The organism is Pseudoalteromonas luteoviolacea, from assembly GCF_000814765.1.
Classification (GTDB): domain Bacteria; phylum Pseudomonadota; class Gammaproteobacteria; order Enterobacterales; family Alteromonadaceae; genus Pseudoalteromonas; species Pseudoalteromonas luteoviolacea_H.
Genome location: NZ_JWIC01000005.1, coordinates 347,817 through 359,744, shown reverse-complemented (window position 1 = coordinate 359,744; position 11,928 = coordinate 347,817). Strand labels below are relative to the sequence as shown.

10 protein-coding genes are annotated in these 11,928 nt (G+C 42.2%); 9 read left to right on the top strand and 1 reads right to left on the bottom strand.

Annotated features, from left to right (window positions below; translation table 11 throughout):
• Positions 1-70: 70 nt before the first annotated feature.
• The 9 genes from JF50_RS09085 (at position 71) to JF50_RS09045 (ending at position 10,129) form a co-directional block, all read left to right on the top strand.
• The gene (locus tag JF50_RS09085) at positions 71-1,147 is read left to right on the top strand and encodes an alpha/beta fold hydrolase (RefSeq protein WP_039609132.1); all 1,077 of its coding nucleotides are present in this window, start codon (positions 71-73) and stop codon (positions 1,145-1,147) included.
• A complete protein-coding gene (locus JF50_RS09080; protein WP_039609131.1) occupies positions 1,144-2,364 on the top strand; it encodes an NAD(P)/FAD-dependent oxidoreductase in 1,221 nt (406 codons plus the stop codon). Before JF50_RS09085 ends, JF50_RS09080 begins: the two co-directional genes overlap by 4 nt.
• A gap of 40 nt (positions 2,365-2,404) precedes the next feature.
• Positions 2,405-3,547 carry an acyl-CoA dehydrogenase family protein gene (locus JF50_RS09075; RefSeq protein ID WP_039609130.1) on the top strand — a complete coding sequence of 381 codons (1,143 nt, stop codon included), beginning with the start codon at positions 2,405-2,407 and terminating at the stop codon, positions 3,545-3,547.
• On the top strand, positions 3,544-5,103 hold the full coding sequence (locus JF50_RS09070; RefSeq protein WP_052262204.1) for an amino acid adenylation domain-containing protein: 1,560 nt from the start codon (positions 3,544-3,546) through the stop codon (positions 5,101-5,103). The genes JF50_RS09075 and JF50_RS09070 overlap by 4 nt, the downstream gene beginning before the upstream one ends.
• A gap of 110 nt (positions 5,104-5,213) precedes the next feature.
• The gene (locus JF50_RS09065) at positions 5,214-6,761 is read left to right on the top strand and encodes an NAD(P)-binding domain-containing protein (protein ID WP_039609129.1); all 1,548 of its coding nucleotides are present in this window, start codon (positions 5,214-5,216) and stop codon (positions 6,759-6,761) included.
• Positions 6,762-6,779: 18 nt separating this feature from the next.
• The gene (locus tag JF50_RS09060) at positions 6,780-7,388 is read left to right on the top strand and encodes a chorismate--pyruvate lyase family protein (protein ID WP_052262203.1); all 609 of its coding nucleotides are present in this window, start codon (positions 6,780-6,782) and stop codon (positions 7,386-7,388) included.
• A 3-nt stretch (positions 7,389-7,391) separates the two neighbouring features.
• The gene (locus tag JF50_RS09055) at positions 7,392-8,867 is read left to right on the top strand and encodes a cytochrome P450 (RefSeq protein ID WP_039609128.1); all 1,476 of its coding nucleotides are present in this window, start codon (positions 7,392-7,394) and stop codon (positions 8,865-8,867) included.
• Positions 8,868-9,104: 237 nt separating this feature from the next.
• Positions 9,105-9,302, top strand: a complete 198-nt coding sequence (locus tag JF50_RS09050; RefSeq protein ID WP_039609127.1) for a hypothetical protein — start codon at positions 9,105-9,107, stop codon at positions 9,300-9,302.
• Between the two features lie 635 nt (positions 9,303-9,937).
• On the top strand, positions 9,938-10,129 hold the full coding sequence (locus JF50_RS09045; RefSeq protein WP_039609126.1) for a hypothetical protein: 192 nt from the start codon (positions 9,938-9,940) through the stop codon (positions 10,127-10,129).
• A gap of 262 nt (positions 10,130-10,391) precedes the next feature.
• Here the strand turns inward: JF50_RS09045 and JF50_RS27840 are convergent, their stop codons facing one another.
• Complete coding sequence (locus JF50_RS27840) at positions 10,392-11,699, bottom strand: methyl-accepting chemotaxis protein (RefSeq protein ID WP_039609125.1); 1,308 nt, start codon at positions 11,697-11,699, stop codon at positions 10,392-10,394.
• Positions 11,700-11,928: the final 229 nt, after the last annotated feature.

Here is an 11,928-nt window from a genome sequence, read left to right as displayed (position 1 = left end):
GATAAACATTGAGGTGTTTTGAGTGTTTGTTGCAGGTCAACAATATTGCCAGACTAGATAGGAAACTAGGATGATTGAAGAACTTATTGAATTTATAAATCAAGATTTATTGGAAGGGGCGGCGCCCGATCTGGATCAACATACACCGCTTTTGGAGCTAGGGATTTTAAACTCACTATCTATGGTCAGATTACTGGCACATGTTGATCAGCGCTACGGTGCGAAAATTCCTGAGCATGACATTACGCCTGTTCATTTTGAAAACATAGAAACCTTATGTGCATTAATCACAGCGTTAAGTTCAGAGGATAAAGCACAAGCACAAGAAGCCACCTCTGAACTAGATCGTTTGGTTAAATTACAAGAAAGCTACGGTATTAAGAGTGAACTCGTTCCAGCGGGTAGCGGCTTCAAGCAGCATACTTTACGTGTTAAAGGGGATGGCCCTCTTTGGATTTTATTGCCAGCACTTGGTAACCCTTCTACCTCTTGGTCATCCACATTGCGTTCTGTGCAAGGGCGTCATAACGCGGTTGCGTTGGATTTAGCGGGGTTTGGTTTAAGCGAAAGTGCCAACGATGCGCCCTCTTATGTGGACCACGTTGAATACACACTACAGTACTTGGAAACATTGGAAGAGCAAGAGTGGGTGCTAGTTGCAAATTCGGCTGGCAGCATGATCGCAACAGAAATTGCCAGACGTTATCCAGACAAAGTAAAAGCGCTGGTGTGCACTGGTTTTGGTTTAGTCGAAGATGTCGATAGTTGGTGGGGAGATCTGAAAAAAATGTCCGCCAATCCTGAGCAGTTCTTAGCGGCTGCTTATTATCATCCACCGAAGATGACGCCTGCGCTTGAAGATCTATTGAATGATGTCTTGTCACGTCCTGCGTACCATACCTTTTTAGATGATTATGCCAAAAAGTCGATGGCGACGACCTTTGATAACGTCACGGTACCGACACTGTTTGTTGCGGGTAATCATGACCAAATCATTCCGCCTGAGTGGAGCGAAAAAGCGGCCGAGCAACTTGAGAATGCCACTGTTACGCGACTGTCTAGATGTGGTCACTTCTCAGCATCTGAGCGCCCTGAAGAGTTTGTTTGGGTTGTTGAAGATTTCTTAACTAAGGTGGATATGGCATGAGCGCATTTAAAAGTTACGACGTAGTCATTATCGGTAGTGGTCCCGCAGGCAGCCTTTGTGGTATTGAGTGTCGCAAAAAGGGTCTATCCGTATTATGTATCGAAAAAGATGAGTTTCCACGTTTTCATATCGGTGAATCACTAACCGGTAATGCGGGTCAGATCATTAGAGACTTGGGCCTTGCAGATGAAATGAATGCGGCAGGGTTTCCCGATAAGCCTGGCGTAAATGTGATTGGCTCTCTATCTAAAAATGAGTTTTTCATTCCAATTCTTGCGCCTACATGGCAGGTGAGGCGCAGTGACTTTGACAACATGTTAAAGCGTAAAGCCCTTGAGCACGGCGTGGAATATCAACAAGGCTTAGTAAAAGACGCTATTAAACATGAAGGTAAAGTCGTTGGTGCCATTTACAAAGCCGATGGTATGGAACATCAAGTGCGCTCTAAGGTTCTGGTGGATGCCAGTGGTCAAAATACCTTTTTATCGAGAAAAGGCATTGCTGGTAAACGTGAAATTGAGTTCTTTTCCCAGCAGATTGCTTCGTTTGCTCATTACAAAGGGGTTGAGCGTGATTTACCGCCATTTTCGACAAACACCACCATTTTATACTCGAAGCAGTATCACTGGTCATGGATCATTCCAATCTCACCGGACACAGACAGTTTAGGGATAGTGATCCCCAAAGATCTCTATTACAAAGAGTGTAAAAACCCAGACGATGCCATTGCGTGGGGGATGGAAAATATCAGCCCTGAGATCCGACGCCGTTTCCAAAATGCTGAGCGTGTTGGTGAGTCACAATCGATGGCTGACTTCTCTTACCGCATTGAACCTTTTGTTGGTGATGGTTGGTTGTGTATTGGGGATGCGCATCGCTTTTTAGACCCTATCTTTTCTTATGGCGTTTCGTTTGCCATGAAAGAGGGGATCCGCGCAGCGGATGCGATTAAGCAAGCGATTGACGGCAATGATTGGAAAACCCCATTTTATGCTTATCGAGACTGGAGTAATGGTGGACAGCAAATCGCAGCTGACCTGATCCGTTACTTCTGGATTTATCCAATCTTTTTTGGCTACCAGATGCAAAATCCGGACTTGCGCGATGAAGTGATCCGTTTGCTTGGTGGCTGTTGCTTTGATTGTGAAGGCTGGAAGGCGCCAACCATTTTTAGAAATGCCATCGAAGAGTACGACCGCAAGCAAATGGTAGGTTAGGAAAAGCATTGCGCTTTTCCTTTTAAGGGAAGGATTGATTATGAACTTTGAGTGGAATGAGGATCAGCTCGAGTTATTTGAGCATGCACTGAGCTTTGCTAAGGACTTAGATTTTTCTAAGTTGCCGCAAGGTGAGTTTCCGATGGAAGCGTGGCGTGCGCTTGGCGAATTTGGTTATTTTGGATTACCAATAGATGCTAAATACTCACCAGCTGGTAGTGGCTTTGATATTTTAACAACGGTCAAAGTCTTAGAAGGTTTAGGTCAAGGATGTACGGACACGGGTATTTTATTTGCCGGTGCAGCACATACCTTTGCCTGTGCGATGCCCATTTATGAACATGGTAGTGAGCAATTAAAGCAAAAGTTACTACCTTTGCTTGCCAGTGGCGAGAAGATTGCGGCAAACGCGATATCGGAAGCTGAAGCAGGCTCTGATATTGGTAAGCTGACAACCAAAGCTTGGCGTGACGGTGATTATTACGTTATCAAAGGCGCTAAATCATATGTCACAAACGGCAGTGTCGCAGACTACTTTGTACTTTATGCGACCACGAACGAGAAGTTTGGTTATCTTGGTCAAACCGCGTTTGTTGTACCAGCAGACTTACCCGGTATTGATGTCGGCAACAGCTATAAAAAATTGGGCCTAAACTCAGCGCAACTTAATCAAGTTTTCTTCGACGAAGTCAAAGTGCATAAAGATTACGTACTTGGTAGTGAAGGCCAAGGCGCACGTATTTTTGCTGCCTCCATGGATTGGGAACGCTGCTGTTTATTTGCCCTATTCATTGGCGTGATGCAAAGAGACCTTGAGCGCTGTATTGATTATGCCAATACCCGCAAGCAGGGCGACAAAACAATCAGCAAATTTCAAGCTGTTTCACATCGTATTGCAGATATGGAAGTGCGCCTACAAAGCGCCAGACTGCTGTTGTACTTTGCTGCTTGGCAAAAGTCACAGAATGTTGACAACACCAAAGCAGTGGCATCAAGTAAATTAGCCATCAGTGAAGCCTTTGTCCAATCTGGCATAGATTCAATTCGAGTGCATGGTGCGCTGGGGTATTTGCAAGAAAGCGGCGTTGATTCAAGCATTCGTGACGCACTTGGGTCAGTCCTATTTTCTGGCACCTCTGACATTCAACGTGAACTTATCTGTAATAGGTTGGGCCTGCTATGAACATACTCAGTGATGTTTTACTCAAAGGACTGTGCGTTGGTGGCGATAGTGCATTGGCCGTTGCTGACAACAAAGAGTCATATAGCTATGGCGATTTATCTCTTGCAGTGACACAAATTGCCGTGCTGTTGCAAAGCAAAGGTGTCAGATCAGGGGATAGAGTGGGGATCTGGGCGGACAAATCATGTCGTGCATTGGCTGCGATGTTGGCAGTGTCCAAACTTGGCGCCGTCTATGTGCCAATTGATCCCATGAACCCGATGGTTCGAGTTGACATTATCCGCAGTGATTGTGCCATGAAAGCTCTGTTCACGACTCAGGCCAAATTGGCGCAGTACCGTGAAACGCGCGCCGAGGGTTGCCATTTTATTGTACTTGATAGTGAAGGCGAGCTGGGTGCTCAAGCGACACAGGCGAGTGAGCTCAATCAAGTAAGTCACTGGTGTGATGTGCTGGCGTGTCAGCCATCAAGACTGAAAAATGATGTCGTGCCCGCTGGAGATGATTTAGCGTATATGTTGTACACCTCTGGATCGACAGGCGTGCCAAAAGGCGTTCGGATCAGCCACACCAATGCCCTCGCATTTGTAAAATGGGTGATCGAGAAAATAAAACCTGTCGCCTCAGATCGATTTTCGAACCATGCACCTTGGCATTTTGATTTATCGGTCTTGGACATTTATGTGGCGCTGGCAAGTGGCGCCAGTGTGCACCTTGTATCAGAGCTAGATAGTTACGTCCCTCAGAAACTGGTTAATTTCATTGCTGAACGTCAAATCACTATTTGGTATTCAGTACCAACTGCCTTGACCATGATGATGAATGCTGATGCACAGTTTGGGCAAAAATGTAAGCAGCTTCATACCATTATCTTTGCGGGTGAAGCGTTTGAGGTGAAGTCTCTTAAAGCGTTACGTACCCAGTTTCCTCTGAGTGATTTATTTAACTTTTACGGCCCCACAGAAACAAATGTATGCAGTTATTACAAAGTACCAGACGTTGTGCCTGATGAGCTACCGATTGGATACGCGGCAAGTGGTGCGCGCATAAAAATCTGCGACCTAGATGGTCATGATGTAGCACTTGGGCAGCAGGGGTTTATCACTGTGATTGGTCCTACTGTATTTGATGGTTACTGGGGTAAAGACTGCCGTCAAGAAAAGGCATACAACACCGGGGATATTGGTTACATCAATGAACTGGGTGAGCTTATGTATGTTGGTCGACAAGATCATATGGTGAAAGTAAAGGGGTACCGAGTGCATCTTGGTGAAGTGGAACGCGCGCTTTATCAACACCAAGAAATCAAAGAGTGCTTAGTGGTGTTAGATGAGCAAAAAAAGCTCGTTGCGCACGTGGCTACCGCTGGGATTAAGCCACCGTCATTGCTGACGTTAAAAATGCACTGTGCCAAACGATTGCCAAAATATATGTTGCCCGAGCAAATCGTGTATTGGGAAGCGCTTCCGCGCAATCGTAATGGCAAATTATCGCGTCGAAGCTTATCAGAAACCCGCCCACATCAAGCCAGTCATACGGCACAAAGTGGTGCGTAACCAGTTTACAGCAAAGTAAACATTAACCTCGAAGTTGCAAACAGCTCAGGCACTTGGCCTCAATCATTATGGCAACGCAATGCAACTTCTTGCTATACACGGAGAGAATTATGAATAAAACCATAGCAGTGATAGGTGCTGGTTTATCTGGTATTGCCGCCGTCAAACAATTAACCGATGGCGGTCATCAAGTAACTTGCTTTGAAAAAGCAGAAAGTTTCGGTGGGGTATTCGCAGATAAGAAAATCTACGACGACTTACACCTCACTATCTCGAATTATTTTATGGCGTACTCTGATTATGTACCCAATCATCAAAAACTAAAGTTTTGGTCTAAGAAAGAATATATCAACTACTTAGGTGAATACATCGCACGCTTTGATATTGCAAAGCATATTCACTATGACCATGAAGTATGCAGTGTTCAAAAACAGGGTGAAAAATGGCTGGTAACTTATAAAAATGGCGATAAAGAGCAAGCGAAAGAGTTTGATATGGTCGCAGTGTGCTCTGGACACTTCCAAAAGCCTAAGCTCCCAGAGCTGCCTGGCTTGGATATGTATCAAGGAGAGATTGAGCACTCTAATGATTATCGCGATAAGCATAAATACGCTGGTAAACGTGTTTTATGTGTCGGATTAGGTGAAAGTTCCGCGGATATCACCTCGGAAATTTCACAGGTGGCACGTAAATGTATTTTGTCACTGCGTCGATACCCAGCGGTGGCTCCACGCTATATGGCGTTTCAAGAAGATCCTTATTTCACCATTGATACGTCTTGGTTAACGTCGCGTATTGTGAACAAGCTGCCGCATAAATATCACGGTGGGATCACCAAAGGGATTTTTAATAAATACGTCAATAGCCGTAACGATCATGTTCGCATTCGGGGTGAATGGCTTAAAAAATCAGGGCCTTCTCATTATCAAGCGGTCACTAAAAATGAGCGACTTTTCCGCCCGATAGCCGATGGTAAGGTTACCCCAAACATTGGTGGCATTGAGCGGTTTGAGAAAGATGCTGTGGTGTTCAAAGACGGTTCTCGTGAAGAAATTGATGCGGTTGTATTTTGTACTGGCTATCAGCTGAGCTTTCCATTTTTAGATGTCAGTATTTCCAATATGCGTGACTTATATAAACAGATGTTTATACCTGAAATGGGTCATTCGTTGTCATTCATTGGCTTTGTCAGACCTCAACAAGGTGGCATCCCCGTCATTGCTGAGATGCAGTGTCGGTATTTATCAAAGTTGGCTAAAGGCGAGGCAAAATTGCCGACTTTATCTGAAATGCATGATGTCGTGAAGCATGACACTAAGCATTGGCAAAAGGAATACAAGATAACCCCGCATGTCGCATCACTTGTGAATTACTGTCATTACATGGATTCAATGGCAAAGCTGGTTGGGTGCATGCCACAGATCCCAAGTTTATTTAAAGATCCATTGCTTCGAGTGAAGTTGCTGCATAACCCGCAATTTGCAGCCCAATACCGTCTGGATGGACCCAATAATATGACGCATACGGCAAGAGAGTTTTTGTTGAGTTTCCCCAATATTAGTTCTTGGCCAAGGATAGTTCATTTTGAATTGGCCCTTGGTGCACAAAAGCTCCTTTCTCGTCTGCGTTTAGACGGGTTACGTGAGATCAGTAAGTAATTAGTGCGAGGAAAGGACATGATCCGATTGTCAGATGAGTGTTTATGCAATTTAGACGAGCGTCTAAATACACAAGCCTACAACGTAAACAACTTGAGTTATCTGCAAAAAATTATCTTAGGCACAGATGGCACGGTAACCCAGTTATTAGAGAACATCGTTGGGGAGAAAATTGTTGTCGATAAGTTGCTAGAGGCGGATATCGCGGTATTACCTCATGAGGAAGAGATGCATTGCCAAAGAAGGGTGATCACCCTTAATGGAGGGAAAACGGGTTTGCCTTATTTGTATGCGGACTCTTTGGTTTATCACGGCAATATGAATGTGAACTTTTCTCGTGCATTAACTCAAACACGCATTCCCATCGGCAAGGCATGGGAAAAGTTTCAAATTGAAACATATAAAACGCTACTTTCTTGGGGCTTTGAATACGCAAACGAGCTGTCTCAGCACTTCGCTATTGAGCCTCATGATCTTGTCGTGTATCGCACGTATTTAGTGTATTCGCAAGGCAAGAAAATTTTTCGCATTACCGAGAAGTTTCCACTTGCTTGGTATATGCAATCAGAGCAGTTCGACAACCAATTTGCGTCAGCAGAATTATCAACTTTAGTCAGTGGGATTTGACCAATGAAAAACACCGATACAGCAGAAGCTTTACCACAAAGCAAGTTAAATATAGATGAGTTAACGCCAACAATTCCTCATATCACGTTTGATAGTGAGGATGGACAGACGTTTTTCTGGGGTGAAGACTTTCACCTTATTATTGAATCCTTGTCTAAAAAATACGGCGACATTTATTCTGTGGAGACAGCCAAAGGGCCCATAGTGGCGCTCAATGGCTATCAATATATTCGAGAGGCGCTAGTGGCACAGAATGATGTGTTTAACGTGCGCGCAGATTACGAAATACTGCAAATCGCCCCACAAAAACACTTCCTAGAATTAGAGGCGGGTGAGCAATGGCAAGTGCATAGGAAAGTATTTGCAAATGCCATGCGCGAATATTTCTCTACGCGTTGGGATCAGATTGAAACTTGGATGACCACAGAGATCAACGACATTGCAGAAGTCTGGAAAGCACAAGGAGATATCGCGTTTGACCCAAATAGAGAGGTGTCGTTAAAACTTGCTAGCTTTTTACACAAAGTGATGTTTGATGACCGTTTTGGTGAGTTTGAAGTGAATATTTTTGATGAGAAAAGTTTGAGTTGGTTGCCTAATGGCTTTATCAATAGTACTCGTCATGAACTGATGCCAAAGGACTTGCAAGCGCAGTATTACGATCAATATGGTGATGCAATTGAAAAGTTTAGCTCTAACTTGAACGGACTTGATCAGTACGTCTCGTTCAATGTCAATCGACGCAAAGAGGATTATGTAGCAGGAGAGTATCGTGATTTATGTGATTACTTATTTGCAGCAAATGCCAGTGTTGATGATGAAACTAAGGCTGCCCTTAATATTGGTGAAAAGGAAATTGTGGTCGGTTCATTGACTCAGGTTGCTGGTGCTGGTGGCGGTGTAGGCGCGTTTGCGATGCGCTGGGCGTTACTTTATTTGGCTGCGTATCCGGAATATCAAGCGCGGGTACAAAAAGAATTAGACGAAGTAGTAGGGCATGATGAGGTGCCATTAAACAAGCACAAAGCAGATTTACCTTATACACAGGCTTTTATTGCTGAAGTTCTGCGCCATTGTTCTATCACGTCTATGCCGGCTGCGAATTATGCAACCAGTCAGGATACGTTGTTAGATGGTTACTTTATTCCTGAAGGTACACCGTTGGTGATTAATAACTACAGTATTACGCGTGATGAAACATTGTGGGAAAACCCAGATGAGTTTGTGCCTGAACGCTTTTTAGATGACAACGGTGAGTTGAGTAAAAAGCAACAAGGTAAAGCATTTCCATTTGGGTTAGGACAGCGACGTTGTTTAGGAGAGCATTTTGGGAAGTATATTATCCATACCTTGTTTGCACAGTTGGCGCATAAATTTGAGTTTTCAATGCCGGAGGGCAAAAAGGCAAATCTAAAAGCAATTTCAGGGGTGTTTTTAGTACCAGAAGAAGTAGAGATAAGAGCTAAAGCCAGAATTTAAAAGTGCAGCACTTATATTTATTCTCTCTACTTGTATAAGCAGGGAGAATAAATTAATTCCTATAATATATAATTTTTCTTAGGTTGGGCTTTACATATGTGTTTGGTTATGACAGAGTTGTTTTATTGAATTTAATATTCAAATTTTTTTATTTGTAATTTAATTCAATGTGACAGAGGCGGCTTTATTGCTAATTAAAACGAAAACATTAAAAAAGTAAGAATTAAAGGAATTATAATGAAACTTAATTTTAAAAAATCAAAGCTAAAGACCCTTTCAAACGACAAAACTGCTTTACCGACTCAAGCTACACGCGGTATTGCAGGCGGTGGAAGATGGATTTCATACTATAATGAATGTGATCGACCAACATCAACAGGCTGTTTGTCAAATGATCCTAACGACACAAACTGTACAACGAATACTTGTGCATAATTATTATCTTTAATTTAAAGGTCAGTATATGCTGGCCTTATTATCCCTTCCTGATTTCTTATTTATTAATATTAAATAGTTATATTTTGCTCTACTTTTTTGTTTTTATATTTTTTAGTGCGATGTTCTTAGAGTGTTTTCGGTTTTTTGGTTAGGGTTTAATTTAATGCCAATGTTTTATTTTTAACTCGTAATTTAATGTTAACTTAAAGTTGGTTTTTTAGTATTGTAATCGCTGTGGTTTTTTATCTTTTTTTCGATTTCTCAAGCTCACAGTGCTGATAAATGGCTCGTAGATGTTAAAGAGTATCGTTTAAAACGGCATCTGGACGACTGTTTTCATAAACCCCAAATCTCGTACTAGAACCAGTGGGAATAGTTTTATTGTTTACCCTAATAACGCTAATGTAGATTATATCTACTCAATGCTACTAGCCGCAAAAGCAGCAGATAAACCTGCCAGTGTCGCGGTCGATGCAAATCACTGTTGAACGAGTGGTTTCGAGTATGGATACAGTCGACCTTCTATTGCCCGCATTAAGATGTAAGATGCTTAAGGTTAAGAATTAATTCCGTTACCTTTGACTAAAATAGTATATCAAGATTTACCTTAATTGCTATAAAGCGGTGTCAATATGAAGACTTTTACAATAAACAGGCTTAACACTCCTTATGGCATTTTTAAAATATCTGGATTTTATGATTATAATGAAAGCATAAAAATAACGAAGTTAGAGATTATGGGCACTGATGGTTGGGTTTTGTGTAACGAAAATTTTGATGCCAAGCAAGAGCTTATTTTGATGGTAAAGAATTTCTTAGCGTAGAGGCGTTAATTGAACTCTCTGTATGATAATGGATGTAAGCTTAGTTAGTGATTTAGGTTGTCACAAAAATAGTGCTTATTGCGTATCATAGATTGCTTTTTTAAGAGCGCACTTGCTACTTTTTTTGCTCTTTACCTTCACTAATAAAGCAGCAGAAAAGTAGCAAGTCTTTGGTTATTACTCTAACAAGCATTAATAACGCTGTGTTATATCTAAGATATTAGATAAATTAGTTTGTTCGCTGTAATTAAAATACGTATACCTAATTAAGCCTAGCGACAGTATTCACAATACTATCTACTTGTTGGTTAATTTCATTAATAGTGGTATTAAGGTCTTCAATGAGGGCGACACCTGAGGCTACCTGTTCAGCACTTTGTCTCATAGATTCGGATGCTTCTGCTGAATGTGTAAGGTTTGTTTTAACCACATCAGCAATTTCAGTTGTAGAGCTACTAGTCCTGGCTGCAAGCTGACGAACTTCGTCGGCGACAACCGCAAACCCTCGCCCTTGTTCCCCTGCACGGGCTGCTTCAATGGCTGCATTGAGTGCCAGTAAATTAGTTTGTTCTGCAATTGCGCTGATAGTAGAGACGATATTATCGATCTGATCTGATTGCTTATTCAGTGCTTCTATTTTAGTTAAAGCAGTGTTCATGCCGTTGCTCAGGATGTGCATGAGGTCAATAACGCCCGTAACCGATTCAGAGCCATTTTGGGCCGCTTTATCAGCAAGATTAGATGCATGACCGACATCTTCTTGAGTTTGACGGGTAGCCACAATACGTTCTGTGATATCAGAAGCAAATTTAGTCACTTTAATGACTTTTCCGTTTTTATCTATAACCGGGTTGTAGCTGGCTTCAAGCCATAATTCGCTACCCAATTTGTTTTTTCTCTCTACTTGACCACTAAAATAATGTCCAGCAGCTAACTGGTTCCACAGCGCACTATAGTCGTGAGACTGAACAATATGCTCAGGACAAAATAGGCGATGGTGTTGGCCTTGGATCTCCTCTAACCGATAACCCGTTGCTGCTAAAAAATTATCATTGGCCGTCAGGACGTTGCCTGATACATCAAACTCAACAACCGCCATGGAACGGTATAATGCATCAATCAGGTTTTGTTGAGATACTGCGGTATGTTCGCGTTTAGTGACATCAGAGGCAAATTTGATGATTTTGACAAGGCTACCATCGATGTTAAAAACTGGGTTGTAGCTTGCCTCTAGCCAAAGTTGCTTACCAGAGCGAGTAAAGCGCTCTATAGTGCCTGAGAAAAACTCGCCCTGATTCAGGTTTTGCCAAAGACGTTGGTAATCTGAGGAGCCAGTATATTGTCTATCACAAAAAATACGGTGATGTTTACCAATTAATTCATCTAATTCGTATTCCATCACTTTGAGGAAATTATCATTTGCGGTAATGATTTTTCCTTCAGGGGTGAACTCAATAATGGCAGTAGAGCGGCCTACAGATACTAGCGTTTGCTCCAACGCCTTTTTTTCGTTCGTGACTTGCTCAAGCGATTGCTGCAGTGCTTTTCTTTCTTTGCCAAAACTAAACATTGATGTTCAAAACTCTAAGTGTGATTATTTCAGGGAGTCGAATTATTGTGATGTGTGGTTGAAAGTCAATCATAACAGCAAAATATCATCAATAAGTATGACTTTTGTACCTTTTTTACATGTGAGATTTGTTTTTTGTATATAAAACAATAGCTTGGTTTTTTTAGTCGATTTTGATTTTATTGGTCATGTGTCATTAACGCTAATGGGGTGTTTGCCTTAACATGCA